At 72.7% G+C, this 25,554-nt stretch carries 23 protein-coding genes; 16 read left to right on the plus strand and 7 right to left on the minus strand.

What is annotated here, in order from left to right; all coding sequences use genetic code 11:
* The first annotated feature begins 887 nt into the window (after positions 1-887).
* The 5 genes from AOQ37_RS38615 to AOQ37_RS11225 all read left to right on the plus strand — a co-directional run bounded on the left by AOQ37_RS38615 (position 888) and on the right by AOQ37_RS11225 (position 4,408).
* Positions 888-1,208, plus strand: a complete 321-nt coding sequence (locus AOQ37_RS38615; RefSeq protein ID WP_078890122.1) for a winged helix-turn-helix transcriptional regulator — start codon at positions 888-890, stop codon at positions 1,206-1,208.
* A gap of 302 nt (positions 1,209-1,510) precedes the next feature.
* On the plus strand, positions 1,511-1,822 hold the full coding sequence (locus AOQ37_RS38620) for a helix-turn-helix transcriptional regulator (protein WP_078890123.1): 312 nt from the start codon (positions 1,511-1,513) through the stop codon (positions 1,820-1,822).
* A 148-nt stretch (positions 1,823-1,970) separates the two neighbouring features.
* Entirely contained in the window at positions 1,971-3,131 is a 1,161-nt protein-coding gene (locus AOQ37_RS11215) for a tyrosine-type recombinase/integrase (protein WP_199824997.1), read from the plus strand.
* A 78-nt stretch (positions 3,132-3,209) separates the two neighbouring features.
* The gene (locus AOQ37_RS11220) at positions 3,210-4,124 is read left to right on the plus strand and encodes a HipA family kinase (protein ID WP_062643828.1); all 915 of its coding nucleotides are present in this window, start codon (positions 3,210-3,212) and stop codon (positions 4,122-4,124) included.
* Positions 4,121-4,408, plus strand: a complete 288-nt coding sequence (locus tag AOQ37_RS11225) for an Rdx family protein (protein ID WP_062643830.1) — start codon at positions 4,121-4,123, stop codon at positions 4,406-4,408. Before AOQ37_RS11220 ends, AOQ37_RS11225 begins: the two co-directional genes overlap by 4 nt.
* 22 nt (positions 4,409-4,430) lie before the next feature.
* On the opposite strand, the gene aceB is transcribed toward AOQ37_RS11225, so the two are convergent.
* Together aceB and AOQ37_RS11235 are read right to left on the minus strand one after the other, a co-directional pair.
* The gene (gene aceB / locus AOQ37_RS11230) at positions 4,431-6,065 is read right to left on the minus strand and encodes a malate synthase A (RefSeq protein ID WP_062643832.1); all 1,635 of its coding nucleotides are present in this window, start codon (positions 6,063-6,065) and stop codon (positions 4,431-4,433) included.
* Positions 6,066-6,248: 183 nt separating this feature from the next.
* Entirely contained in the window at positions 6,249-6,860 is a 612-nt protein-coding gene (locus tag AOQ37_RS11235) for a nucleotidyltransferase family protein (RefSeq protein ID WP_062643834.1), read from the minus strand.
* 190 nt (positions 6,861-7,050) lie between these two features.
* On the opposite strand from AOQ37_RS11235, the gene AOQ37_RS11240 reads away from it, so the two are divergent.
* On the plus strand, positions 7,051-7,365 hold the full coding sequence (locus tag AOQ37_RS11240) for a DUF5955 family protein (protein WP_062643836.1): 315 nt from the start codon (positions 7,051-7,053) through the stop codon (positions 7,363-7,365).
* Position 7,366: 1 nt separating this feature from the next.
* Here the strand turns inward: AOQ37_RS11240 and AOQ37_RS11245 are convergent, their stop codons facing one another.
* Positions 7,367-8,164, minus strand: coding sequence for an IclR family transcriptional regulator (locus tag AOQ37_RS11245; protein ID WP_062643837.1), 798 nt, complete (start codon positions 8,162-8,164; stop codon positions 7,367-7,369).
* Between the two features lie 267 nt (positions 8,165-8,431).
* Between AOQ37_RS11245 and allB the strand changes: the two genes are divergently transcribed.
* A complete protein-coding gene (allB, locus tag AOQ37_RS11250) occupies positions 8,432-9,769 on the plus strand; it encodes an allantoinase AllB (RefSeq protein WP_062643839.1) in 1,338 nt (445 codons plus the stop codon).
* An 85-nt stretch (positions 9,770-9,854) separates the two neighbouring features.
* Positions 9,855-10,970 (plus strand): allantoicase, encoded by a 1,116-nt coding sequence (gene alc, locus AOQ37_RS11255; protein WP_062643841.1) that lies wholly within the window; start codon positions 9,855-9,857, stop codon positions 10,968-10,970.
* Between the two features lie 92 nt (positions 10,971-11,062).
* Here the strand turns inward: alc and AOQ37_RS11260 are convergent, their stop codons facing one another.
* On the minus strand, positions 11,063-11,794 hold the full coding sequence (locus AOQ37_RS11260; RefSeq protein WP_062644443.1) for an SDR family oxidoreductase: 732 nt from the start codon (positions 11,792-11,794) through the stop codon (positions 11,063-11,065).
* Positions 11,795-11,985: 191 nt separating this feature from the next.
* Between AOQ37_RS11260 and AOQ37_RS11265 the strand changes: the two genes are divergently transcribed.
* A complete protein-coding gene (locus AOQ37_RS11265; RefSeq protein WP_078890125.1) occupies positions 11,986-12,807 on the plus strand; it encodes an AIM24 family protein in 822 nt (273 codons plus the stop codon).
* Between the two features lie 135 nt (positions 12,808-12,942).
* Here AOQ37_RS11265 and AOQ37_RS11270 read toward each other — a convergent pair whose 3' ends face one another.
* Complete coding sequence (locus tag AOQ37_RS11270; RefSeq protein WP_062643843.1) at positions 12,943-13,329, minus strand: guanyl-specific ribonuclease; 387 nt, start codon at positions 13,327-13,329, stop codon at positions 12,943-12,945.
* Positions 13,330-13,439: 110 nt separating this feature from the next.
* Positions 13,440-13,640 (minus strand): hypothetical protein, encoded by a 201-nt coding sequence (locus AOQ37_RS11275; protein WP_062643845.1) that lies wholly within the window; start codon positions 13,638-13,640, stop codon positions 13,440-13,442.
* 200 nt (positions 13,641-13,840) lie between these two features.
* On the opposite strand from AOQ37_RS11275, the gene AOQ37_RS11280 reads away from it, so the two are divergent.
* Positions 13,841-15,103: a sensor histidine kinase gene (locus AOQ37_RS11280; RefSeq protein ID WP_199824983.1), complete on the plus strand. Its 1,263-nt coding sequence runs from the start codon at positions 13,841-13,843 to the stop codon at positions 15,101-15,103.
* Between the two features lie 85 nt (positions 15,104-15,188).
* A complete protein-coding gene (locus tag AOQ37_RS11285) occupies positions 15,189-15,869 on the plus strand; it encodes a response regulator (RefSeq protein WP_062643848.1) in 681 nt (226 codons plus the stop codon).
* A 158-nt stretch (positions 15,870-16,027) separates the two neighbouring features.
* Here the strand turns inward: AOQ37_RS11285 and AOQ37_RS11290 are convergent, their stop codons facing one another.
* Entirely contained in the window at positions 16,028-17,044 is a 1,017-nt protein-coding gene (locus tag AOQ37_RS11290; protein WP_062643850.1) for a Gfo/Idh/MocA family protein, read from the minus strand.
* A 129-nt stretch (positions 17,045-17,173) separates the two neighbouring features.
* Here AOQ37_RS11290 and AOQ37_RS11295 point away from each other — a divergent pair, with 129 nt between their 5' ends.
* The 5 genes from AOQ37_RS11295 to AOQ37_RS11315 all read left to right on the plus strand — a co-directional run bounded on the left by AOQ37_RS11295 (position 17,174) and on the right by AOQ37_RS11315 (position 25,235).
* Complete coding sequence (locus AOQ37_RS11295) at positions 17,174-17,911, plus strand: GntR family transcriptional regulator (RefSeq protein ID WP_107085188.1); 738 nt, start codon at positions 17,174-17,176, stop codon at positions 17,909-17,911.
* Between the two features lie 358 nt (positions 17,912-18,269).
* On the plus strand, positions 18,270-19,427 hold the full coding sequence (locus AOQ37_RS11300) for an ROK family glucokinase (RefSeq protein WP_062643855.1): 1,158 nt from the start codon (positions 18,270-18,272) through the stop codon (positions 19,425-19,427).
* A gap of 72 nt (positions 19,428-19,499) precedes the next feature.
* On the plus strand, positions 19,500-20,093 hold the full coding sequence (locus AOQ37_RS11305) for a hypothetical protein (RefSeq protein ID WP_062643857.1): 594 nt from the start codon (positions 19,500-19,502) through the stop codon (positions 20,091-20,093).
* 127 nt (positions 20,094-20,220) lie between these two features.
* On the plus strand, positions 20,221-23,073 hold the full coding sequence (locus AOQ37_RS11310; RefSeq protein ID WP_062643859.1) for an SCO1167/SCO6262 family helicase: 2,853 nt from the start codon (positions 20,221-20,223) through the stop codon (positions 23,071-23,073).
* Positions 23,073-25,235, plus strand: a complete 2,163-nt coding sequence (locus AOQ37_RS11315; RefSeq protein ID WP_078890126.1) for an SWIM zinc finger family protein — start codon at positions 23,073-23,075, stop codon at positions 25,233-25,235. The genes AOQ37_RS11310 and AOQ37_RS11315 overlap by 1 nt, the downstream gene beginning before the upstream one ends.
* Positions 25,236-25,554 lie beyond the last annotated feature (319 nt).

The following is a 25,554-nucleotide window of genomic DNA, read 5'->3' on the forward strand; positions in this document are numbered from 1 at the left end:
GGGCATCCTCCCAACGCTGCTCATCCGACAGGGAATTCACGCTAGAGCACGGCACTGACAATGCATCAGAAAACGAACACACAGGCGATTTCTGGCGGTCGGTTGCATCCACCGGCCTTGTTTCCGGTGGACCGCATTGCGGTACCTCGACGCTCTCTCGCCTTGGGCCCTGTGCGTACGTGCAGGGCGCCACCGTTGTCCCGTAGCAACTCGCGGCGATGTCTTTGCATGGGCGTCTTCCGGCTCAGCGCATAACCTCCGTGACGAGGCGTGCACCGGTCTGTGGGTGAACACGTTCAAGCCAGCCCCGGGAGTCGGTGGGGCCTGACCTGCCCCTCTTCCACCCCAAGCCGACACCCGGGACTGAAGAGAAGTCCGCGCTTTCCCACCGCCAGATGGCCAGCGCGGACGACATGCAACGATCCGCAGAAGCCCCGGTTTCGCTAACCGGGGATCACCTGCTACCTATCGCGCTGCGCAGTGCCGCCGTGACCGAATGAGCGGGCTGACCGTTCGGCGGCAACTACGCCCTCGCCGCTGAGGCCGTCCGCAGGCTCTGTGATGGGGGCGCTGGCACTCTCCTCAGCGCCAGATGGCTGGCGGCAGGTCCGGGTGATGCTGCACCTGCTGCCCGCGTTCTCGCTCACAGCAGACGAGAAAGAGCCCCAATGGACTGGAACCTTGCCCGGGACCATGTCAACGTACAACGTCCCGTAAAAAGACCAGGTCAGTGTAGGGATGCTGGCCTCCGGGGCGTCCGGCAGCAGGCTGGTCGCCACGGCAGCCCGTACCCGCGTCCAACTCGGTCTTGCCGCCGAGGCCACCCCAAGGAGGCCCACCTGTCGAATCCCGCTCTCCGGTCCGCCCGCTTCAATGCCCCCATCCTCTTGGCGCTCGGCGCCCTGAACGCGTGGACCGCACAGCAGCGTCACGATTACGGCGCCTTCTCCACGGCACTGTGCCTCTGCGGCTGTACGGCCGGGCTGTTCGGCGAGGACCTGGTGCAACCCGGCTACCGCCGTGATCGAGTGGTCCTCGCGCACGTCGCGACGCACCCCGGAGCCGCAACCCGGCAAGTTGCCCGAGCCGTTGGTGCTTCCGAACGCGTCGTGGCCCGCAACCTCGACCGGCTCACTGACGATGGGCTCCTGGTGCTCGTCATGGGCGGCGAGCCCCCCGTCTCCGGTCGTACCCGGCTGGCTTCCTGAGCTTCGTCCGCTGGGAGCAGCCCGTGAACCTCCCTATGCGGGCGCGCAACATAGCCGACGATCGCCGGTTAGCCAAACCGGCGATCGTCCGGAGTATTGATGCCGTTCGCACCGGCTGCTTGGCGGTGGACCTGGAGCGGACAGCTCCTTCCCGGTGCCCAGGTGTCGTCTAGCGCCTGTTCAGTGCGCAGGGCCAGATCCCGGAAACCAAGAAAGGCACGAAACGCACCCAACGGCCAGCCACCTCACCACAGGCTGCCCCGGATTCTGCACCACTCGTAAGGAACCACACAGGACCTCCCATGACTGCTCGCCTGCTACCCGTTCCCTCCACCGCACCGGACGCGCCTGGCGCTGTTGGTAAAGCGTTCCTGAATGTCAGGGACGCAGCCGAGTACCTCGGCCTGTCGCCCCAGACCCTGTACGTCTGGCGGCACCGGCGCCAAGGACCGCCCAGCTTCCGCATGGGCCAACGCGGCCGCGTCATGTACCGGCTGCAAGCGCTCGAAGCCTGGGTCCAGGAACAGGAACAGGCCGACTCGCGCTCCAACGCGGCTCTGAGCCCACTGACTGCTGCACCTCAGCATCGATCCGGCTATACGACAAGCGCTTGACTGCGCTGTTTCAACCCCTTTCGACAAGGAGCCTCACCTGGCCGGCTACATAGAAGATCGCTGGATCAAGAAGAAGAAGGACCCGGTAACGGGGAAAAGAGAGAAGACCGCTCGCTACGGCAAGGGGAAGCGATACAAGGTCGCCGGCATACCCGGGGTCCGGGACCGTTCCTTCGACACACTGGAGGACGCCAAGGCGTGGCTTCGTCGGGCAGCCACCGACGAAGAACGCGGCGAGTTCGTGGACCCGCGCGATGGATCCATCGCGCTGGCCGACTACATCGCGTTGCACTGGGCGCCGGGCAGAGGGGGTGTTCCGAAGACCCAGGACAACCAGGAGCGGAGAGCGCGCCTTCACATTATTCCGCATCTGGGCGAGCTGCCGCTCAGGAACATCACGGCGGCCGAACTCCGCACGTACATCTCCACGTTGGAGGAGACAGTCTCCTCGGTCGACTACCGGCGAGGCATCTTGTCCGAGCTGTCCAGCATTCTGGAGGCGGCAGTCGACGACAAGCGGCTCCCCAGGAACCCCATGCACGCGAAGTCCGTACGGTGGCCGAAGGCGTCGAAGGAGCGACGCGAAGCGTGGTCGCTGGAGAGGGCACTGCATGTCCGGGATGTGATCAGCTCCCGGCACCGGATATCCGTCGTACTCGGACTCGGGTGCGGACTTCGGCAGGGTGAGGTCTTTGGACTGAGCCCCGAGGACATCGACTATGCGCGAGGCGTCCTCCATGTCCGTCGCCAAGTTCAGGCCATCAAGGGGAAGCTGTACTTTGCCCTGCCGAAGGGGGCGAAGACACGCACCGTTGACATGCCCTTCTCCGTGGCGGAGGAGTTGAAGCGTTACGTCGAGGCGTTCCCGCCAGTGGAGGTCGAGCTTCCGTGGGGGAAGCCGGAGGCGGACAAGCAGCGGAGGAAGTTCTCCCTCCTGCTCACCACGCGATACGGCAATGCCGTGGCGGTGAACACGTGGAACACCTACACCTGGAAGCCGACGTTGGCCAAGGCTGGCATCATTCCGCCGCGCGCGAAGGGCGCGAAGGACTGGCAGTGGGAGGCGGCGCCGAAGGACGGCTTCCACGTGCTGCGCCACACCTACGCCTCGATCATGCTGGAGGCCGGGGAGTCCGTGGTGACGCTGGCGCGATGGCTCGGGCACTCGTCCCCGGCTGTCACGCTTGGTTACTATGCTCACTTCATGCCAGAGGCCGGGAGCAAGGGCCGCACCGCCATTGACGGACTGCTGGGGAGACAGGGAGACGAGGATGCCAGTCGAAACTCCCCAGATTCTCCCCAGGGCTGATCGGGGAGTTTCCTCGGATCGCACCTCGTTGGAGCGTGCCGTGGAAAGTAAGGCAAACGAGCCGAGGGGTCTTGGGAAGTGCTGAGAGAGGTCACTGCGACCCGCTACATCGAACCCCTGCGCTCCGGCGGCTCCGTCCCCGGCATCGTCGAGGCCGACGACCTCGGCACCTACGTCGTGAAGTTCACGGGCTCCGCGCAGGGCCGCAAGGCGCTCGTCGCCGAGGTGATCGTCGGCGAGCTGGCACGCGCGCTCGGGCTGCGCTTCCCCGAGCTGGTGCTGGTCCGCTTCGACCCGGCGATCGCGGAGCACGAACCGCACCAGGAGGTCCGGGACCTGCACACCGCGAGCGCGGGGATCAACCTCGGGATGGACTTCCTGCCGGGTGCGGCGGACTTCACCCCGGAGGTCGCCGAGGCCTTCCCGGTGGACCCGCTGGAGGCCGGGAGGATCGTCTGGCTGGACGCTCTCACCGTGAACGTCGACCGTACGGTACACAGCTCCAACCTGATGGTCTGGCCGACGTCCGGTACCGTCCCGCCCCGGCTGTGGCTCATCGACCACGGCGCCGCCCTCGTCTTCCACCACCGCTGGGACGGCGCCGACCCCGCGCGGCGCTACGACTTCCGCCATCACGCCCTCGGCCGCTGCGCCCCGGACACCCGGGCGGCCGACGCCGAGCTCGCGCCCCGGGTGACCGAGGAGCTGCTGCGCCGGATCGTGGCGGAGGTGCCCGACGCCTGGCTGGCCGGCGAAGCGGGGTTCGCGGACCCGGACGCGGTCCGGGAGGCGTACGTGCGCTACCTCCACGCGCGGGTACGGGCCTCCGCGGCCTGGCTGCCCACCGACTTCCCCGCCCCGGAGGAGCTCGCCGCCGACGACGCCCGGCGCGCGGCGAGGACACGTCAAGGACGGCCGGACTGGCTGAAGCGGGTCCCGGACCTGCACGGCAAGCCGGCCGCGGAACAGGATTGGTCGGTGCACCTCGGATGAGCGCTTCGAGTGACGCGAGCGGGCGGGTCGAGATCGAGTACTGCACCCAGTGCCGTTGGCTGCCGCGCGCGGCCTGGCTGGCGCAGGAGCTGCTCACCACGTTCGAGGCCGAGCTGTCGGAGCTCGCCCTGAAGCCCGGCAAGGGCGGGGTCTTCGTCGTCCGGGTCGACGACGAGGTGGTCTGGGACCGCCGCGACCAGGGATTCCCCGAACCGACCGCGGTGAAGAAGCTCGTACGCGACCGAGTGGCCCCGGGGAAGTCCCTGGGCCACTCGGACAGGTGAGCGTTCCGGCTCGTGCGGGCGTTCAGCCCTTGAGCTGCTCGTACGCCGGCAGGGTGAGGAAGTCCGCGTAGTCCTCGTCGAGGGCGACCGTCAGCAGCAGGTCGTGCGCCTGCTGCCAGTGCCCGGCCGCGAAGTCCTCCTCGCCGATCTCCGCGCGCACGGCGGCCAGTTCGGCGGCGGCGACCTCGCGGGCCAGCTCGGGCGTGACCTTCACCGTGTCGCCGTCCCGCTCGAACTCCACCCCCGCGTTGATCCACTGCCAGATCTGCGAGCGGGAGATCTCGGCGGTGGCCGCGTCCTCCATCAGGTTGAAGATGGCGACCGCGCCCAGGCCGCGCAGCCAGGCCTCGATGTAACGGATGCCGACCTGCACGGCGTTGACCAGCCCCGGGTACGTCGGCCTGGCCTCCAGCGAGTCGACGGCGATCAGGTCGGCCGCCTTGACGTCGACGTCCTCGCGCAGCCGGTCCTTCTGGTTCGGCCGGTCGCCGAGCACGGCGTCGAAGGAGGCCATGGCGATCGGCACCAGGTCCGGGTGGGCCACCCACGACCCGTCGAAACCGTCGTTCGCCTCGCGGTCCTTGTCCGCCTTGACCTTCTCGAAGGCGACCTTGTTGACCTCCTCGTCGCGGCGGGACGGGATGAAGGCCGCCATGCCGCCGATGGCGTGCGCGCCGCGCTTGTGGCAGGTACGCAAGAGGAGTTCGGTGTACGCCCGCATGAACGGGGCGGTCATCGTCACCGCGTTGCGGTCCGGGAGGACGAACCTGGCGCCGCCGTCCCGGAAGTTCTTGACGATGGAGAACAGGTAGTCCCAGCGGCCCGCGTTCAACCCGGAGGCATGGTCGCGGAGTTCGTACAGGATCTCCTCCATCTCGTACGCGGCCGTGATCGTCTCGATGAGGACGGTGGCGCGGACGGTGCCCTGCGGGATGCCGAGCTGGTCCTGCGCGAAGACGAACACCTCGTTCCAGAGGCGGGCCTCCAGGTGCGACTCGGTCTTCGGGAGGTAGAAGTACGGGCCCTTGCCGAGGTCGAGCAGCCGCTGGGCGTTGTGGAAGAAGTAGAGGCCGAAGTCGACGAGCGCGCCGGGGACCTGGCGGCCGTCCGCGTCCACGAGGTGACGCTCGTTCAGGTGCCAGCCGCGCGGGCGCATGACGACGGTGGCGAGCTCGCCCTCGTCCTTCAGGGCGTACGACTTGCCCGACGCCGGGTCCGTGAAGTCGATCCTGCGGGTGTAGGCGTCGGCCAGGTTGAGCTGACCGAGGACGACGTTCTCCCAGGTCGGGGCCGAGGCGTCCTCGAAGTCCGCGAGCCAGACCCGGGCGCCCGAGTTGAGGGCGTTGATGGTCATCTTGCGGTCGGTCGGGCCGGTGATCTCGACCCGGCGGTCGTCCAGGGCCGCGGGGGCGGGGGCCACCCGCCAGGAGTCGTCCGCGCGGATCGCGGCGGTCTCCGGCAGGAAGTCCAGGGTGGAGGTGCGGGCGATCTCGGCGCGGCGTTCCGCGCGCCGGGCGAGGAGCTCGTCACGGCGCGGGGTGAACCGCCGGTGCAGCTCGGCCACGAAGGCGAGTGCCGCCTCGGTGAGGACCTCCTCCTGCCGGGGCAGGGGCTCGGCGTCGACGATGGCCAGCGGGGACGGCGCTGGTGCGGACATGAGCGGTCACTTCCTTCAGCGGTGGCACCGGGTGCCAGTCGAACCGGGAACGGCGGGCGGGGCCCCTGACGGGCCGAGTCCTTCTGAACAGTGGATACTAGTTTCCTCATCGTGGAACTTCAATGATTTGTTGATGTCGAGATTCTCCGCGTCGAGGCAAGGTGGCGCTCAGTGCCAGGCCTCTCACTCAAGGTGCTCGAGATCCTCGGGGGTGTCGATGTCGAAGGGCCGCGCCACGTCCCCGCACTCGACGCGCGTGATCACCTCCTCGTGCTCCTTCAGATAGACGCGTGCCCCCCGGTCACCGGTGGCGGTCGCCGCGACTCCCGCCCAGTGGGCGGACCCGAACAGGACAGGATGGCCGCGCACGCCGTCGTAGGCGGCGCAGACGAGCGAGGACTCGTCCTCGTACCCGGCCAGCACCCGCGCCACGGCCCGGGGCCCGATGCCGGGCTGATCGACGAGGAGGACCAGCGCGGCGCGCGCCCCCGTCCCGGCGAGCGAACCGAGCCCGGCCCGCAGTGACGTCCCCATGCCCAGCTCCCACTCCGGGTTCGAGACCAGCACGCACCCGTCCAGCCGTGCCCGCTCCCGTACGGTGTCGGCGGCGGCCCCGAGCACCACGTGCACCCGTGCGCAGCCCGCCGCGCGCAGTACCCCCACCGCGTGTTCGACGAGCGGCCGCCCCCGGTGTTCGAGCAGTGCCTTGGGGCGTCCGCCGAGCCGGCGCCCGCCGCCCGCCGCGAGGAGCAGGCCGGTCACCTGGTCCGCCGCCCGGTCTTCTGTCAGCGTCATGCGTCCTGCATACCTGACGCGGCGTCGGCCGGGCGGTGTCGCGGGGCTGAATTTCGGTCCGCGCAGTGGCGCACGCCGCATCGGGTGGCGTTTACTGACCCGCGCGTCCTTCGGTGCCCGCCGGTGCCGCGGGGGCTGCGGGGCGGAGGGGCGCGCACGCGCGCCCGGTACGACGCGCGGGGGGAGAGCTGTGTTGCGGAGCTTGAGGCAGAGGGCAGTGACCGGCAGCTACGAGGATCCGAGGGTGGCGCAACTGCGGACCGCGGTGTCCCGGCTGCGCCGCGAACTCGCCACGTACCCGGTCGAGTTCCCGGACCGTGCGATCGCCGAGGACGAACTCGCCGCGCTGGCCGCGATGGTGACCCACGGCATCCCCGAAGTCCCCCGGTTACGCCGCTCCTTGCTGCTCGTCGCGGGCGCGATCGGCTCGGTGAGTGCCCTGACCCGAAGCCTGTCGGAGGTGCGCCACGCCGTGGAACGCTTCGGGGAGACGCCCCGCCGTTGACCTAGACGGCCGGACCGGAGGTCGTCAGTGCCTGTGACAGGTCCACCGCGACCTGCCGCAGTACCGGCACGATCCCCTCCGTGGCCTGCTCCGTGACGCGGCCCGCCGGGCCGGAGATGGAGATGGCCGCGGGGGTGGGGGAGTCGGGCACCGGCACCGCCAGGCAGCGCACGCCGATCTCCTGCTCGTTGTCGTCGACCGCGTAGCCGGCCTGCCGCACGTCCGCGAGGGCCGCGAGGAAACCGTCGGGGGTGGTGATCGTCCTGTCCGTGGCGGCGGGCATGCCGGTGCGGGCGAGCAGCGCGCGCACCTCGTCGTCCGGGAAGCCCGCGAGCAGCGCCTTGCCGACGCCGGTGGAGTGCGGCAGCACGCGGCGGCCGACCTCGGTGAACATCCGCATCGAGTGCTTGGACGGCACCTGCGCCACGTACACGATCTCGTCGCCGTCGAGCAGCGCCATGTTGGCCGTCTCGCCGGTCTCCTCGACCAGGCGGGCCAGGTAGGGGCGGGCCCAGGTGCCCAGCAGGCGGGCCGCGGACTCGCCCAGCCGGATCAGCCGGGGGCCCAGCGCGTAGCGCCGGTTGGGCTGCTGGCGGACGTAACCGCAGACCACCAGGGTGCGCATCAGGCGGTGGATGGTGGGCAGCGGCAGCCCGCTGCTCGCGGAGAGCTCGCTCAGGCCGACCTCGCCGCCCGCGTCCGCCATCCGCTCGAGGAGATCGAAGGCGCGCTCGAGGGACTGGACCCCGCCGCTGGCGGACTTGGCGGAGTCGGTGGTGCTGGCGCTGGACGTCGGCACGGCGCGTTCCTTTCGAAACTGGCGGAAGGGCTGAAGCCTACCCGGCGGTCGGTTGACTCCTTGCTTGCGCGTGATTAGATTTTGCTTGCCGGAATAGTAATTCCATTATGTGGAAACGTCCAGAGGGTCGAGGGCGGGTGCAAGCTGGGGGAGTGTGCCCTTGACGGCATGGAGGCGGGAGGGAAGACTCCTTCAACAGAACGTTGAATTCCGTTACGTGGAAGTTTCTCCGGCGTAACCGGAAGAGAACGGAAGAGAGGGGTCCGGGTGTCCGAGGCCGAACTGCTCCTGCGCTCGACGCGCGTCATCACTCCGGAAGGGTCACGGCCCGCCACGGTCGCGGTCGCCGCCGGCCGGATCACGGCGGTCCTGCCGTACGACGCCCCCGTCCCCGGGACGGCCCGGCTGGAGGACTTCGGCGACGACGTCCTGCTGCCCGGCCTGGTCGACACGCATGTGCACGTCAACGATCCGGGCCGCACCCACTGGGAGGGCTTCTGGACCGCCACCCGCGCGGCGGCGGCCGGCGGCATCACCACCCTCGTCGACATGCCCCTCAACTCCCTCCCGCCGACCACCACGGTCGACCACCTCCGCGTCAAGCGGGAGGTCGCCGCCGACAAGGCGCACATCGACGTCGGCTTCTGGGGCGGCGCCCTGCCCGACAACGTCAAGGACCTGCGCCCGCTGCACGAGTCCGGCGTCTTCGGCTTCAAGGCGTTCCTCTCCCCGTCGGGCGTGGAGGAGTTCCCGCACCTCGACCAGGACCGCCTCGCCCGCTCCCTCGCCGAGATCGCCGGATTCGACGGCCTGCTGATCGTGCACGCCGAGGACCCGCACCACCTCGACGCCGCCCCGCAGCGCGGCGGCCCCAGATACGCGGACTTCCTGGCCAGCCGCCCGCGAGACGCCGAGGACACCGCCGTCGCGAACCTTGTCGCACAGGCGAAACGCCTCCACGCGCGCGTGCACGTGCTGCACCTCTCCTCCGCCGACGCGCTGCCGCTGATCGCCGCCGCCAAGGCGGAGGGCGTCCGGGTCACGGCCGAGACCTGCCCGCACTACCTGACCCTGACCGCCGAGGAAGTCCCCGACGGCGCCAGCGAGTTCAAGTGCTGCCCGCCCATCCGCGAGTCCGCCAACCAGGACCTGCTCTGGCAGGCACTCGCCGACGGCACCATCGACTGCGTGGTCACCGACCACTCCCCGTCCACGGCCGACCTCAAGACCGACGACTTCGCGACGGCGTGGGGCGGCATCTCGGGCCTTCAGCTGAGCCTCGCGGCCGTGTGGACGCAGGCCCGCCGACGCGGCCACGGCCTGGAGGACGTCGTCCGGTGGATGTCCACCCGTACCGCCGCCCTCGCCGGCCTCCCGCAGAAGGGCGCGATCGAAGTCGGCCGCGACGCCGACTTCGCCGTCCTCGCCCCCGACGAGACCTTCACCGTCGACCCGGCGGCACTCCAGCACCGCAACCGCGTCACGGCGTACGCCGGGAAGACCCTGTACGGCGTCGTGCGGTCCACCTGGCTGCGGGGCGAACGCATCGTCTCGGACGGCGAGTTCACCGAGCCCAAGGGCCGCCTCCTCACCCGCACTCCCTGAGCCGAAGGACCACCCGACCCTGCCCTCTTCCCCTTCTTCCCCTTCCCCCGCACCGGCCGACTCCCGAAAGGCAGACCTGATCACCGTGACGGCGATAGAGAGCTTCACCGGCGACGCGAACCCGTACGGCGGCGGTGACCCGTACGCGGACTACCGCACCGCCGACTTCCCCTTCACCCGGTACGCCGACCTCGCCGACCGGCGGCTCGGAGCGGGAGTCGTCGCCGCCAACGACGAGTTCTTCGCCCAGCGCGAGAACCTGCTGGTGCCCGGCCCCGCCGAGTTCGACCCGGAGCACTTCGGGCACAAGGGGAAGGTCATGGACGGCTGGGAGACCCGCCGCCGCCGCGGCGCCTCCGCCGACCACCCGTGGCCGACCGCCGAGGACCACGACTGGGCGCTCGTCCGCCTCGGCGCGCCGGGGGTGATCCGGGGCATCGTCGTCGACACGGCGCACTTCCGCGGCAACTACCCGCAGGCGGTGTCGGTCGAGGGCGCCTCGGTGCCGGGCTCGCCGTCCGCCGAGGAACTCCTCGGCGACGAGGTGAAGTGGACGACGCTGGTTGCGCGGACCCCGGTCGGCGGTCACGCGGCGAACGGTTTCGCCGTCTCGGTGGAGCAGTGCTTCACCCACCTGCGGGTCAACCAGCACCCCGACGGCGGCATCGCCCGTCTGCGCGTGCACGGGGAGGTCGTGCCCGACCCCGAGTGGCTGACCGTGCTCGGCACCTTCGACGTCGTCGCCCTGGAGAACGGCGGCGTCGCCGAGGACGCCTCCAACCTCTTCTACTCCCCGGCGAGCAATACCATCCAGCCCGGCCGCTCCCGCAAGATGGACGACGGCTGGGAGACCCGCCGCCGCCGCGACCGGGGCCACGACTGGATCCGCTACCGCCTGGCCGCGCAGGCGCGGATCCGCGCCCTGGAGATCGACACGGCGTACCTGAAGGGCAACAGCGCCGGCTGGGCCTCGGTGTCGGTCAGGGACGGCGAGAGCGGCGAGTGGACCGAGATCCTCCCGCGCACCCGCCTCCAGCCCGACACCAACCACCGCTTCGTCCTGCCGTCCCCGGCGGTCGGCACGCACGCGCGCGTGGACATCTACCCCGACGGCGGCATCTCCCGCCTGCGGCTGTTCGGCTCCCTCACGGAAGCGGGCACCGCGGCCCTGACGGCCCGCCACCAGGAACTCGGCGGCTGACCCACGAGCCGGGGCCGATCCGGACGCCGAGCCCGACGCGGATCGCCGGTCCGGGCCGGGCCAGGGGGCCGGGCCGGCGCGGATCGGGGTGACTATGCCGCGTGGCCGCCGTCCACGGCGAACTCCGCCCCCGTGACGTACGCGGCTCCCGCCAGGTGGGCGACCGTGGCGGCCACCTCCTGCGCCGTGCCGAAGCGGCCCAGGGCCGTCAGCGTCGCCTGACCGGCCGCGTAGGGGCCGTCCGCCGGGTTCATGTCCGTGTCGATCGGGCCGGGGTGGACGAGGTTCGCGGTGATCCCGCGCGGGCCCAGTTCCCGGGCGAGGGCCTTGGTCAGACCGATCAGGGCCGACTTGCTCATCGTGTACAGGGTCCCGCCGGGTCCGGGCACCCGCTGGCTCATACAGGTGCCGACGGTGATGATCCGCCCGCCGTCGGTCATCCGCCCCGCGGCGGCCTGCGAGGCCAGGAACACCCCGCGCACGTTCACCGCGAGCACCCGGTCCACGTCGGCGAGGCCGAGCCCCTCCAGGGGCCCGAGGACGCCGATGCCCGCGTTGTTCACCAGCACGTCGAGGCCGCCCAGCGCCCCGGCCGTACGGTCCACCGCCCCGGCCGCCTCCCCGGGGTCCGCCGAGTCCGCGCGCAGGGCCACCGCCCGCCGTCCCAGCGCCTCCACGGCCGCCACGACCTCGTGTGCCGCGTCCTTGCCGTTCACGTAGGTCACGGCCACGTCCGCGCCCTCCCGGGCGAGCCGCAGCGCCGTGGCCGCTCCGATGCCCCGGCTGCCGCCGGTCACCAGGGCCACCTTGCCGTGGAGAGCCATGCCGTCCGCGTCGGTCCTGCTGTACTTGTCGGTCCTGTTGTTCCTGCCGGTCGTCGTCATGGCTCCATCCCAGCGGGCGGCGCCCCCGCGCGCTGGCGGCGAACGGACGTCGATCTCGCCGGGCGTCGGCCGGGACCGTGCGGGCCGAGGCGGAGCGGAACTCTTTCCTCCGCCTCCCTCGTTCTCCCCTTGTGACCCTTCAGCAAGAAATCGTCGGCAACGCCATGCAGATGGCGGTCGTCAATCTGTCCCCCGGCCAGACCGTGTACTGCGAGGCCGGAAAGTTCCTGTTCAAGACGGTCAACGTGACCATGGAGACCCGCCTGGGCGGCCCGTCCGGCGGCAGCGGCGGGCAACCGCAGGGAAGCCCCTCGGGCGGCGGCATGGGCGGCATGCTGCGCCAGGCCATGGGCACGGCCATGCAGGTCGGCCAGCGCGCGCTGGCCGGCGAATCGCTGGCGTTCCAGTACTTCACCGCCCAGGGCGGCGAGGGCACGGTCGGCTTCGCGGGCGTGCTCCCGGGCGAGATGCGCGCCCTGGAACTGGACGGCACGCGCGCGTGGTTCGCCGAGAAGGACGCGTTCGTGGCCGCCGAGTCCACCGTCGAGTTCGGCATCGCCTTCCAGGGCGGCCGCACCGGCATGAAGGGCGGTGAGGGGTTCGTCCTGGAGAAGTTCACCGGCCGCGGCACGGTGATCATCGCGGGGGCCGGCAACTTCATCGACCTCGACCCGGCCGATTTCGGAGGGCGTATCGAGGTCGACACCGGCTGCGTGGTCGCCTTCGAGGAGGGCATCCGGTACGGCGTCCAGCGCGTCGGCGGCCTCAACCGCCAGGGGGTCATGAACGCCGTGTTCGGCGGCGAGGGCCTGTCCCTGGCCACCCTGGAGGGCAGCGGCCGCGTCATCCTCCAGTCCCTCACGATCGAGAGCCTCGCCAACGCCCTGCGGAAGGCCCAGGGCGGCGACAAGCAGGGACCGACCGGCGGACTGTTCTCGACAAACGCGGGCTGAACCGGGCCCGGACCGCACGGCGGCGGCGCCGGGTGACTCCCGGCGGCCCGGCCGGACGTGCCTCGCCCCGCGGCCTGGAGACGTGGGGGGTCCGCGGGGCGAGGGTCTGCGGTTCGGTCGGGCGGACGGTGTCGGTCAGCAGCCGTAGTTGATCAGGTTGAAGGTGACGTAGTGGTCCGCCGTGTAGTAGTCCTCGGCGGACTTCTTCCCGGTCACGATCCGGCGCGCTCCGCGCGTCGAGGAGCCCGGGGTCTTCACCGTGTACTCGTGGTAGTAGCCGGACGTCTGGCTGGGCAGGACGCCTTCCCGGTTCTGGAAGACGGCCCCGTCCTGCGAGTACGGGAACGGCCCGCCCGCGTCGATCAGGTCGAGCGTGTCGTACGCCTGGGCCGGCAGCTTCGTGTAGCAGACGCTGCCGACCGCGGCGTGGGCCGTGGTGGCGGAGACGGTGCCGCCGACGAGGAGAGCGGACAGGACGGCCGCCGAGGTGACGGTACGAGTGATCCGTGGGGGGAATCTCATGGCCTCATGATGACGCGCGTAGACAGTGTCATGTCAATGACAAGACGAAGGAATTTGCCTTCGGGCCCGAGAAGTTTTCACGGCGTTAACCGGTGTCCGGCCACCTCCCCTCAGCCCGCCTTCCGGCTCTCCGCGGCGGCGAACAGGGCGAACGCCAGCACGATCAGCGCGACACTCGCGTACACCTCGTAGCCGTCGAGGAGGGCGAGGCGCTGCACGAGACCCACGTGCCAGCGGGTGAACTCGTGCAGCAGGCCCAGGACGCCCTGCACCAGGGCGATGAAACCGAGTACTCCCAGCAGTTCCCTCATGTCCGCGACTCTCGTCCCGCGGATCCCCCGCGTGCCATCGGCCGCCGGGCGGTACGGGTGGGCCGGAAGGCTGCGGACCGTCGGTCCGGCCGGGCCGAAAGTAGAGGGCGTCGCGACCTGGGTCTGTGCTTCCCCGCCATCGGCAGGGGATACGTCCGAGGGGAGGTGCCGTGGCCCCGTGCTGCGTAGATTTGTCGACCATGAGGGCGGACGACAGCACGGTAGCGGCGGCACCCGGGATCACGGGGCGCCGATGGCTGCTGCCGTCGGCCGTCGTCGCGGAACTCGACCTGGACGCCGGGCTCCCCGGCCGGCAGCGCCGGCGCACCGCGCGCGACTGGGTCGTCGACTTCCTCTGCTTCCTGGTGGCCGTGGGCATCGGCGTGACGGTCGCGGACTCCTTCCCCGGCGAACGGGAACTCCCCGAGATCGTCGCCGCGGCCGACCAGCTCCTGGGCGCCCTCGCCTGCGCTGCGGTCTGGCTGCGCCGCCGGTGGCCGCTCGGCCTGGCGATCGCGATGGTTCCCCTCGGCTTCCTGTCGACCACCTCGGCCGGCGCCTGCACGGTCGCCCTCTTCACCCTCGCCGTGCACCGGCCGTTCCGGTACGTGGCCTGGGTGGGCGGCGTCCAGCTGGCCCTGATCCCGCTGCTGTCCTGGGTCCGTCCCGACCCCACTCTCGCGTACGGGCCGGCGGTGGCGTGGAGCCTGCTGTTCACCGTCACCGTCATCGGCTGGGGCATGTTCGTCCGGTCCAAGCGGCAGCTGATGGTGAGCCTGCGCGACCGTGCGCGACGTGCCGAGACGGAGGCCCGGCTGCGCGCCGAGCAGGCGCAGCGGCTGGCCCGTGAGGCCATCGCCCGGGAGATGCACGACGTGCTCGCGCACCGGCTGACCCTGCTCAGCGTGCACGCGGGCGCGCTGGAGTTCCGTCCGGACGCGCCCCGCGAGGAGGTGGCGCGGGCGGCCGGCGTCATCCGCGAGAGCGCCCACGAGGCCCTCCAGGACCTGCGGGAGATCATCGGCGTCCTGCGGGCCGGCGAACCCGACGACGGCGGCCGCCCCCAGCCGACGCTGGCCGCGCTGGACACCCTGGTCGCCGAGTCCCGCGAGGCCGGTATGAAGGTCACCCTCGACCAGCGCGTCACCGACGCCGGAGCCGTCCCCGCCTCCGTCGGCCGCACCGCCTACCGCATCGCCCAGGAGTGCCTCACCAACGCCCGCAAGCACGCCCCGGGCGCGGAGGTCGCGGTCACGGTCTCCGGCGGTCCCGGTGAGGGTCTCGGCGTGACCGTGCGCAATCCGGCCCCCGAGGGCGACGTACCGCCCGTTCCCGGCTCCGGGCAGGGCCTCATCGGCCTGACCGAACGGGCCACCCTGACCGGGGGGCGGCTCGAGCACGGCACGCGCGGGGACGGGGCCTTCGAGGTGCGGGCCTGGCTGCCGTGGCCGGCGGCGCCCTGACGGGGCCGGGCCGGGCGGTCCCCGGCTTGCCCGTTCGCCGCGAACCGTGGACCCGCCCGCCCGCAACCGTGATTACGTGAGGGCCATGACTGCGATCAGACTCCTCCTCGTCGACGACGATCCCCTGGTGCGGGCCGGTCTGGCTTTCATGCTGGGGGGCGCCGACGACATCGAGATCGTCGGTGAGGCCGCCGACGGGAGCGAGGTCGAGGGGCTCGTGGAACGCGCCCGCCCCGACGTGGTGCTGATGGACATCCGGATGCCGGCCGTCGACGGCATCACCGCCACGGAACGGTTGCGCGGACGCGAGGACGCCCCGCAGGTCGTGGTGCTCACCACCTTCCACGCCGACGAACAGGTGCTGCGCGCGCTGCGCGCGGGTGCCGCCGGGTTCGTCCTCAAGGACACCCCGCCCGCCGAGATCCTCGACGCCGTGCGCCGGGTGGCGGCCGGTGACCCCGTCCTGTCGCCCGCGGTCACCCGGCAGCTGATGGACCACGCGGCCGGTACCGCGGCCGACACACGGCGTGCGCACGCGCGCGTGCGACTCGCCGCCCTGGGCGAGCGGGAACGCGAGGTGGCCGTCGCGGTCGGCCGGGGACTGTCCAACGCGGACATCGCGGCCGCCCTGTTCATGAGCGTCGCCACCGTCAAGGCCCACGTCTCCCGGGTCCTCGCCAAGCTCGGCCTCAACAACCGGGTGCAGATCGCCCTGCTGGCCTACGACGCGGGGCTCCTGGAGGAAGAGGCGGACGACGCCGGGTGACGAGCCGCGACGCCCGGCGGTCCGGGGGGCGCCGGACGTTCACGAGCGGACCGGCGTCCCGTTCCTCCCCGGACGCTTCCTCACCGGGCAGTCCCACCCGCCCCGACGAGCCTGATGCGCGGCCGCCTGTGCCCCGGTGGCACGGCGGCCGGTCCCGGTCAGCCCGTGCCGGCCGTCGCCGGGATCTCCGCGAGCCACACCGCTCTGCGATCGCGTCGGGACACCTCGCAGGCCTCGGCGATCCGCAGGGCCTCGAGCGCCTCGCGGCCGCCGCAGGGGTTGGCCCGCTCGCCGCGCACCACGTCCACGAAGGCGTTCAGCTCCGCCGTGTACGCGGGCTCGAACCGCTCCAGGAACCCCGTCCACGGTTTGTCGGCGGCCGGGGGACCGGTGGGTTCGGTGGACGCGATCGGGGTGCGGTCGTCCAGACCCACCACGATCTGGTCGAGCTCCCCGGCCAGTTCCATGCGGACGTCGTAGCCCGCCCCGTTCAGCCGCGTCGCCGTCGCCGTGGCCAGGGTGCCGTCCTCCAGGGTGAGGACCGCGGCCGCCGTGTCCACGTCCCCCGCCTCGCGGAACATCGCGGGCCCGGCGTCGGAGCCGGCGGCGTACACCTCCGTCACCTCGCGGCCGGTCACCCAGCGCAGACAGTCGAAGTCGTGCAGGAGCGCGTCCCGGTAGATCCCGCCGGACACCGGCAGCCAGGCGGCCGGCGGCGCCGACCGGTCGGACGTCAGCGCCCGCACGGTGTGCAGCCGCCCGAGCCGCCCCGAGGCGACCGCCTCGCGCGCCCCGGTGTACCCCGCGTCGAAGCGGCGCTGGAAGCCCATGTGAAGGATCGTTCCGGCGTTCTCCACCTCGGCTATCGCCTGTAAGGTCCCCGCCAGATCGAGGGCGATCGGCTTCTCGCAGAAGACCGGGAGCCCGGACCTTGCTGCCCGACCGATCAGTTCGGCGTGGGCCGAGGTGGCCGTCGTGATCACCACGGCGTCCACGCCCCAGCGGAAGATCTCGTCCACCCCGGGAGCGGCCGTCTCGCCGAGCCGGTGCGCGAGCTCCTGGGCCCGCGCGTGGTCCGCGTCCGTCAGGATCAGGGATCCGACCTCGCGGTGACGGCTGAGTGTGTTCGCATGAATGGTGCCTATGCGGCCCGTCCCGATGACCCCGATGCGCATGAAACCAAAGTGACGTCGCAGGCCGGGCGCTGTCAATGCGTATGTCCGGACAACCGAACTACACAACTTCCCGTCAACCGGTCGCGGAGCTACGCTCGGGCCGTGCCGAAACCAGAAGTGGACCCGACCGTGCAGCTAGAACTACGTGTGGACCGAAGTTCTCCGGTGCCGTTGTACTTCCAGCTCGCCCAGCAGCTGGAGGCCGCGATCGAGCACGGATCGCTCACCCCGGGCAGCCTGCTGGGCAACGAGATCGAGCTCGCCGCGCGGCTCGGTCTGTCCCGGCCGACCGTCCGCCAGGCGATCCAGTCGCTGGTCGACAAGGGTCTCCTGGTCCGGCGCAGGGGCGTGGGGACGCAGGTCGTGCACAGCCAGGTCAAGCGCCCCCTGGAGCTCAGCAGTCTCTACGACGACCTGGAGGCCGCAGGTCAGCGGCCCGCGACGACCGTGCTGGTCAACACCGTGGTCCCGGCGTCCGCCGAGGTCGCCGCCGCGCTCGCGGTGGCCGAGGGCAGTGACGTGCACCGGGTGGAGCGGCTGCGCCTGGCGCACGGGGAGCCGATGGCCTACCTGTGCAACCACCTGCCCTCCGGCCTGCTGGACCTGAACACCGACCAGCTCCAGGCCACCGGCCTGTACCGGCTGATGCGGGCCGCCGGGATCACTCTGCACAGCGCCCGCCAGTCCATCGGCGCCCGCGCCGCCACCACCGCCGAGGCCGAGCGGCTCGCCGAGGAGGAGGGCGCCCCGCTCCTGACGATGCAGCGCACGACCTTCGACGACACCGGCCGGGCGGTGGAGTTCGGCGACCACATCTACCGGCCGACCCGCTACTCCTTCGAGTTCCAACTGCTGGTACGCCCCTGATTCGCCTCTCGCGAGCCCCACGCGTGCTCCTCGTGAGCCCCACGCGATCCGGCGGCGGGACCAGCCGCGCGGCCGGCCGCGCCGGTCGTATTGTCCTGACAATGTGACCGGATATCCGGACAAGGTGACGGACGAGCGGACCCGCGGCCCCGGTCCCGTCCGCTCACCGGCGGTCACGACGGCACGGTCGGCCCGGCGGTCGGCGGGCTCCACCCGCGTCCCGGGCACGAGGCGTCGCGCCCGGGTACCACCGGGCCGGCGCGAGCGGCCACGACGCGCCCGGGGACCGCACAGGCCGCCCGTCCGCGCCACCGCCCCGCTCGGCACCCGGTGGGAGGGTGAGGCAGAATCGGCGGCGATGAGCACCTACGGCAACTTCACCGCCCCCATCGGCTCCCGCCGCGCCCCCGCACTCCGCACCGTGGGCACGAGGGAGCGCCGGTCGCACCTCACCGCGCCCCGCGTGCCGACCGTCGGCATCGACATCGGGGGCACCAAGGTGATGGCGGGCGTCGTCGACGCCGACGGCAACATCCTGGAGAAGGTCCGCACGGAGACTCCGGACAAGTCCAAGAGCCCGAAGGTCGTGGAGGACACGATCGTCGAGCTGGTGCTCGACCTGTCCGACCGCCACGACGTGCACGCGGTCGGCGTCGGCGCGGCGGGGTGGGTGGACGCGGACCGCAACCGCGTCCTGTTCGCGCCCCACCTGTCCTGGCGCAACGAGCCGCTGCGCGACCGCCTCTCCGGCCGGCTCGCGGTTCCCGTCCTGGTCGACAACGACGCCAACACCGCCGCCTGGGCGGAGTGGCGCTTCGGCGCGGGCCGCGGCGAGGACCACCTCGTCATGATCACCCTCGGTACCGGCATCGGCGGCGCGATCCTCGAGGACGGCCAGGTCAAGCGCGGCAAGTACGGCGTCGCCGGCGAGTTCGGCCATATGCAGGTCGTGCCCGGCGGCCACCGCTGCCCGTGCGGCAACCGCGGCTGCTGGGAGCAGTACAGCTCGGGCAACGCGCTGGTCCGGGAGGCCCGTGAACTGGCCGCCGCCGACTCCCCGGTGGCGTACGGGATCATCGAGCACGTCAAGGGCAACATCGGCGACATCACCGGCCCGATGATCACCGAGCTGGCCCGTGACGGCGACGCCATGTGCATCGAACTGCTCCAGGACATCGGCCAGTGGCTCGGCGTCGGCATCGCCAACCTGGCCGCCGCCCTCGACCCGTCCTGCTTCGTCATCGGCGGTGGTGTCTCGGCCGCCGACGACCTGCTCATCAGCCCCGCGCGGGACGCGTTCAAGCGCCAGCTCACCGGGCGCGGCTACCGCCCCGAGGCGCGTATCGTCCGCGCCCAGCTGGGCCCCGAGGCCGGTATGGTCGGCGCGGCCGACCTGGCCCGCCTGGTCGCCCGGCGCTTCCGGCGCGCCAAGCGCCGCCGCGTGGAGCGCTACGAGCGCTTCGAACGGTTCACCGAGGCGGCCCGCCGTACCCAGGACACCCAGGACACGGCATGACCGCCGCGCCGCCCCGCACCACCCAGGACATCGCATGACCCCCGTACCGCCCCGCACGACCCGGGACACCGCATGACAGCATCGCTGCCCCACCAGGCCGCGGCCCCCGACGAGCCGGACCGCCCGCCGGAGGACCGCCGTCACGTGATCCGCCGCAGGGCGCTCACCCTGCTGATCATCGTGCTGCTCATCGGTGTCCCGGCCGGCTACCTGGTGATCTCCGCCAACCAGAGCCGCGACAGCGGCAAGGACAAGGAGGCGAAGTACTCGGCGACCGGCCTGACCGAGGGCTGGCCGTCGAAGGTGCAGCGCCGCCTGTACCAGGTGCCGATCCCGCACCCGTCGAACCAGGTCGCCTACTACGAGACGAACAACTGGAAGACCAGCCGTCTCTACGCGCAGTTCCAGACCACGCAGGTCGGACTCGACCAGTTCCTGGCCGAGATCGGTGTCAGCCGCGCCGACCTGAAGAAGGGCGACATCACCATCAGCGCCCGCGACCAGGAGGTCACGGGCTGGAAGTTCTCGGGTCCCGGCTCGCGTCCCGGGGACGACTTCGGCATCGTCCACGCGCAGAAGAACCCCATGCCGACGCTGGACGTCGTGGTGAACACCGGCAACGCGGTCTACCCCTTCGTCTACGTGGTCTCCCGCACGGTTCCCTGACCGGCCCCGCCCCGGCCGGGACGGGGTGACCGGCCGTCCGCCGGGACCGATTGTCAGACCCCGCCCGTAGAGTCGAAGACGACTGATCCGGTATGCGGGCGGGAGGTGGACACAAGGCATGAGCGTCATGGCCGACGGCACGGCCGCGGCGGAGCCCGGCACCGGCACCGGCGCCGACACCGTCTCCGTGCGGCTCGCCGCCGTCTTCCTGCCCGCGCCCCTCCCGCGCGAGGGCCGCGTCGCCTTCTGGGACCCGGCCGACGGCCCGCTGCCCACCGCGCCGGACGCGGAGCGCACGGAGCTGACCGTCGTCCGGCGCCGTGGCTCCGCCATCAGCCGCGCCCGCATCCCCGCCCTGTCCCTGCCGCTCGACAAGGCGCTCCCGCTGCTCGTGCGGGCCCGCCGCGACCCAGCCGCCCACCCCGCGACCGCCTGCTGGGGCGCGGCCGCGCTGCACGCGCTGCGGCTCACCGCCCGGGGCCGCCTGCTGCCCGGCCTGACACCCGGGGGACACGACGCCTGGCGGGCGGGCCCGCTCGAACCGGAGGACATCGCCCATCTCCGCGCGGTCGCCGCCGCGCTCCCGCACGAGGGCCACGCGGTGCCCCTGCCCGGCACCGGGCCGCTCCGGCTGCCCCGGCCCGAGGCCCTGATGCGGTCCTTCCTGGACGCCGTGGCGGACACCCTGCCCCGTACGCCGGCCGCTCCGCACGCGTGCGGGAAGCCCTTCGCGGACCGCCGGCCGCAGCGGCTGCCCGGCGCGCACGACTGGGCCGCGGAGGTCGCCGCCGGCATGGACGCGGGCGTGCGGATCTCGCTCCGCCTCGACCTGTCCGCGTACGACATGTTCGACCGGCCCGACGACGGCGAGGGCACGCGCCGGGCGGGCGCCGCGATCGTGCAGGTGCACAGCCTCGCCGACCCGACCCTGATGACCGACGCGGCGGCCCTGTGGGCGGGCGAGGCCGACGCCGCCTTCGGGGCACGCGCCCGCGTGGACGCCGCCCTCGCCGTACGGCGCGCGGCCCGCGTCTGGCCGCCGCTCGCCCGGCTCGCCGAGCAGGACGCGCCCGACGTCCTGGCCCTGTCCGAGGACGAGCTGAGCGACCTGCTCGGGGTGGCCGCCACCCGGCTGGCGGGGGCCGGGGTAGCCGTGCACTGGCCGAGGGACCTGGCGCAGGACCTCAGCGCGAGCGCGGTGATCAGGACCGCGCCCGGCTCGGCGACCGACGGCACCGGCTTCTTCGAGAGCGAGGAACTGCTCCAGTTCCGCTGGCAGCTGGCGCTCGGCGGCGACCCGCTCAGCGAGGCCGAGATGGACACCCTGGCGGAGGCCCACCGCCCGGTGGTCCGGCTCCGTGACCAGTGGGTCCTGGTCGACCCGGCGCTCGTACGCAAGGCCCGCAAACGCGAACTCGGCCTGCTGGACCCGGTCGACGCCCTGTCCGCCGCCCTCAGCGGCACCGCGGAGGTCGACGGCGAGAGCGTCGAGGCGGTTCCGGTCGGCGCCCTGGCCGCCCTGCGCGACCGCCTCACCACCGGTGTGCTCCCCGCCGATCCGCCCGCCGGCCTGCACGCCACCCTGCGCGACTACCAGTTGCGCGGCCTGGCCTGGCTCGACCTCATGACCTCCCTCGGTCTCGGCGGCTGCCTCGCCGACGACATGGGCCTCGGCAAGACGATCACCGTCATCGCCCTGCATCTGCGGCGGGCCCGCACCGAACCGACCCTGGTGGTCTGCCCGGCCTCCCTGCTGGGCAACTGGCAGCGCGAGATCCACCGCTTCGCGCCCGGAGTCCCGGTCCGCCGCTTCCACGGCCCCGACCGCAGCCTCGCGGACCTCGGCGGCGGCTTCGTCCTCACCACGTACGGCACGATGCGTTCGGCCGCCACCACCCTGGCCGGGCAGCCCTGGGGCATGGTCGTCGCGGACGAGGCCCAGCACGTGAAGAACCCCTACTCGGCCACCGCGAAGGCACTGCGGACGATCCCCACCCCGGCGCGCGTGGCCCTGACCGGCACCCCCGTCGAGAACAACCTCTCCGAGCTCTGGGCCCTGCTGGACTGGACGACACCCGGGCTCCTCGGCCCCCTGAAGTCCTTCCGCGCCCGGCACGCGCGCGCTGTCGAGAACGGCGAGGACGACCAGGCGGTGGAGCGCCTGGCCCGGCTGGTCCGTCCGTTCCTCCTGCGCCGCAAGAAGTCGGACCCGGGCATCGTGCCCGAGCTGCCGCCCAAGACCGAGACCGACCACCCGGTCCCGCTCACCCGCGAACAGGCCGCGCTGTACGAGGCGGTGGTACGCGAGTCCCTGCTGGCCATCGAGACGGCGGACGGCATCGCCCGGCGCGGGCTGGTGCTCAAGCTGCTGGGCGCGCTCAAGCAGATCTGCGACCACCCGGCCCTGTACCTCAAGCAGGAGTCCGCCTCCGTCGGTGACGCCCTGGCCGCCCGCTCCGGCAAGCTCGCCCTGCTGGACGAGCTGCTGGACACCCTGCTCGCCGAGGACGGCTCGGCCCTCGTCTTCACCCAGTACGTCGGCATGGCCCGGCTGATCGCCGCGCACCTCGCCGCCCGCGCGGTCCCCGTCGACCTGCTGCACGGCGGCACGCCGATCCCCGAGCGGGAGCGGATGGTCGACCGCTTCCAGGCCGGCACGACGCCGGTCCTCGTCCTCTCCCTGAAGGCCGCCGGCACCGGACTCAACCTCACGCGTGCGGGCCATGTCGTCCACTTCGACCGCTGGTGGAACCCGGCGGTGGAGGAACAGGCCACCGACCGCGCCTACCGCATCGGCCAGACCCAGCCGGTCCAGGTGCACCGTCTCATCACCGAGGGCACGGTCGAGGACCGCATCGCCGAGATGCTCCAGGCGAAGCGCGCCCTGGCCGACGCGATCCTCGGCTCCGGCGAGTCGGCGCTCACCGAACTCACGGACCGTGAACTGTCCGACCTGGTCAGGCTGCGGAGGGAGGCGTGATGGGCGAGACGGAGAAGGCCGACACCCCCGCCGTCCCGGCCGCGGACCCACGGGAGCGGTCCGCCCCCGGCCCGGCCGACGAGGCCCGCCGAGCGCTGCGCGCGGCCCGGAAGCGCGCGAAGGACCAGCAGCCGCCACCCGACCCTGCCCCCGAGCCCCCGGCGACCCCCGAGCCCCCGGCGGGTTCGGCCCCCGGGGAAGCCGCCCCGGCCGACGACGTCGACCCCGCCGTGGCCGCCGTCCCACGGACGGAAGTTCCGTCGGCGGAAGCCGAGCGGCCGGAGCGGCCGGAGCGGCCGGTGGAGGCCCCGCGGGCGGAGTTCTCGGCGGGGGATCCCCCGGCTGCCGATGTGCCGTCGGCCGGTAGCGGCTCGCGGCCCGGGGACATCGCCAGGGAGGCCCTGCGGGCCGCTCGGGCGCAGGCACGGCAGAGCGAGAGCGCGGCCGGGAACCGGCCGCGGGCGGGCCGCGGTGCCGCGCGCGGTGACGGCGGCGCCCGTCCCCGCACCGCCGCACGCGCCACCGACGCCCGTGCCGCCGAAACCCGGCGCCATCCCGCCCCGCGTGATCCGGTGGCCGCCGAACGCGCGCGTGCCGTAAGGGAGTTGCTCGCGGGTGCCTTCCAGATGCCGTCGGCGGAGACGGTGGAGCCGGCCGATCCCGAGGATGAGACCGGGGGCTCAGTGGGCAACGCGGCAGCGAGCGGGGCAAGTTCCTTCGCGGGCGCGCCCTCGGCGACTCCCGCCTGGAACGCGCCCTCGGCGACTCCCGCCGGGAACGCGCCCTCCGTGGATCGCCCCGGAAGCGCACCCTCCGCGACTCCCCCCGGGAGCGCACCTTCCGGAAGTCCCAAGGGGAGCGGGGCCTCCCCGCCTCCCGATGCGGCCCGTGCCCCGGTCCGTTCCATGGCCGCTCCCGCACGGGACGGTGACCACCGGCGTACGTTCCCCGCCTTCCCGCCGCGCGCCGGCGAGGCCTTCGCCGGGACCTGGTGGGGCAACGCCTGGGTCACCGCGCTGGAAGAGGGCGCCCTCGACGCCAAACGCCTGGCCCGCGGCCGCGGTTACGCGGAGCAGGGGAACGTGGACGCCATCACCGTGACCCCCGGGCTCGTCCTGGCGTACGTGCAGGGCAGCCGACCCCGCCCCTACCGCGTGCAGGTGCGGCTGCGCACCCTCGGTGCCGAGGACTGGGAGCGTTTCCTGGAGGCGGCCGTCGAACGCCCCGGGCACATCGCCGCGCTGCTCGACAAGGAGATGCCCGAGTCCCTCGCCGAGTGCGGGGTGCCGCTGCTGCCCGGCCCCGGCGACCTCGAGCCGCAGTGCAGTTGCCCCGACCGCGGCCACCCCTGCAAGCACGCGGCCGCCCTCTGCTACCAGACCGCGCGGCTGCTCGACGCCGACCCGTTCGTGCTGCTCCTGCTGCGCGGCCGGGGCGAACGCGAAGTGCTGGACGCGCTGTCCCGCCGGAACGCCACCCGAGCGGCCCGCGCCGCCCAGGAGCAGGAACCGGAACCCCTGCCGGGCGTACGGGCCGCCGAAGCCCTCGCCGACCGCCGGCTCCCGCCGCTGCCCGCCCCGCTGCCCGTGCCCCCGCACCCGGAGCAGCCCCCGGCCTACCCCTCCGTGCCCGACGGTCCCGACTCCTTCGCGCTGGACCACCTCGCGACCGACGCGGCCGCCCGCGCCCACGCCCTGCTGACCACCGGCCAGGACGAGATCGGCGGGCTGACCCTCTGGCGGGACGCCGTACGGCTCGCCGCGTCCCGGCCCGGTTCCGGGCTCACCGTCACCACCCGCGCCCTCTACGCCGCGCTCGCCTCGGCCGCCGGCCGCACCCCGGTCGAACTGGCACGCGCGGTGGCGGCCTGGCGGCAGGGCGGGCCGGACGGCCTCACGGTCCTGGAGGAGACCTGGGACCCGCCGGCCGGCCGCTTCGACCGGGCCCGGCCGCTGCTCCTCGCCGCCGACCTCCCGGCCTTCCGTCCGCGCCACAACCACCTCACCCACCCCCGCGGCCACGTCCAACTCCGCTTCGGACGCGACGGGTTGTGGTACGCGTACGAGTCCGAACCGGGCGACGAGGACTGGTGGCCCCGCGGCACCCCCGACCCGGACCCGGTGGGTGCGCTGACCGGCCTGGGCGGCTCCGACGAGCTCTGAGGCGCCCGCCCGCCCCGACCCGCGCCCGCGCCCGCCCTGACCCGCGCCCGCCCTGACCCGCGCCCGCGCCCGCCCTGACCCGCGCCCGCCCGCCCTGACCCGCGCCCGCGCCCGCCCTGACCCGCGCCCGCGCCCGCGCCCACCCCGACCCGCGCCCGCCCCGATCGGCGCGCGGGGCGCCCGGGCCCCGATCGGCGCGCGGGGCGCGGGGCGCCCGGCGGAGTCCGGCACGGGCCGTCGGCGTCCGCGCCCCTCCGGCCGCCCGACTCGCCCGAACCGCTCCCCACTTCCGCGCCCGCCTCGTACGATGGCGCCCGTG

This window comes from Streptomyces maremycinicus (assembly GCF_001184025.1).
Classification (GTDB): domain Bacteria; phylum Actinomycetota; class Actinomycetes; order Streptomycetales; family Streptomycetaceae; genus Streptomyces; species Streptomyces maremycinicus.

Bases quoted from the DNA above. Each gene is read 5' to 3' on its own strand.
- AOQ37_RS11225 (WP_062643830.1), top strand. From the start codon at position 4,121: ATGAGCGCTTCGAGTGACGCGAGCGGGCGGGTCGAGATCGAGTACTGC.
- AOQ37_RS11280 (WP_199824983.1), top strand. From the start codon at position 13,841: ATGAGGGCGGACGACAGCACGGTAGCGGCGGCACCCGGGATCACGGGG.
- AOQ37_RS11275 (WP_062643845.1), bottom strand. From the start codon at position 13,640: ATGAGGGAACTGCTGGGAGTACTCGGTTTCATCGCCCTGGTGCAGGGC.
- AOQ37_RS11285 (WP_062643848.1), top strand. From the start codon at position 15,189: ATGACTGCGATCAGACTCCTCCTCGTCGACGACGATCCCCTGGTGCGG.
- AOQ37_RS38620 (WP_078890123.1), top strand. From the start codon at position 1,511: ATGACTGCTCGCCTGCTACCCGTTCCCTCCACCGCACCGGACGCGCCT.
- AOQ37_RS11315 (WP_078890126.1), top strand. From the start codon at position 23,073: ATGGGCGAGACGGAGAAGGCCGACACCCCCGCCGTCCCGGCCGCGGAC.
- AOQ37_RS11260 (WP_062644443.1), bottom strand. From the start codon at position 11,794: ATGGCTCTCCACGGCAAGGTGGCCCTGGTGACCGGCGGCAGCCGGGGC.
- AOQ37_RS11290 (WP_062643850.1), bottom strand. From the start codon at position 17,044: ATGCGCATCGGGGTCATCGGGACGGGCCGCATAGGCACCATTCATGCG.
- AOQ37_RS11310 (WP_062643859.1), top strand. From the start codon at position 20,221: ATGGCCGACGGCACGGCCGCGGCGGAGCCCGGCACCGGCACCGGCGCC.
- AOQ37_RS11270 (WP_062643843.1), bottom strand. From the start codon at position 13,329: ATGAGATTCCCCCCACGGATCACTCGTACCGTCACCTCGGCGGCCGTC.
- AOQ37_RS11305 (WP_062643857.1), top strand. From the start codon at position 19,500: ATGACAGCATCGCTGCCCCACCAGGCCGCGGCCCCCGACGAGCCGGAC.
- AOQ37_RS11300 (WP_062643855.1), top strand. From the start codon at position 18,270: ATGAGCACCTACGGCAACTTCACCGCCCCCATCGGCTCCCGCCGCGCC.
- AOQ37_RS11235 (WP_062643834.1), bottom strand. From the start codon at position 6,860: ATGACGCTGACAGAAGACCGGGCGGCGGACCAGGTGACCGGCCTGCTC.
- aceB (WP_062643832.1), bottom strand. From the start codon at position 6,065: ATGTCCGCACCAGCGCCGTCCCCGCTGGCCATCGTCGACGCCGAGCCC.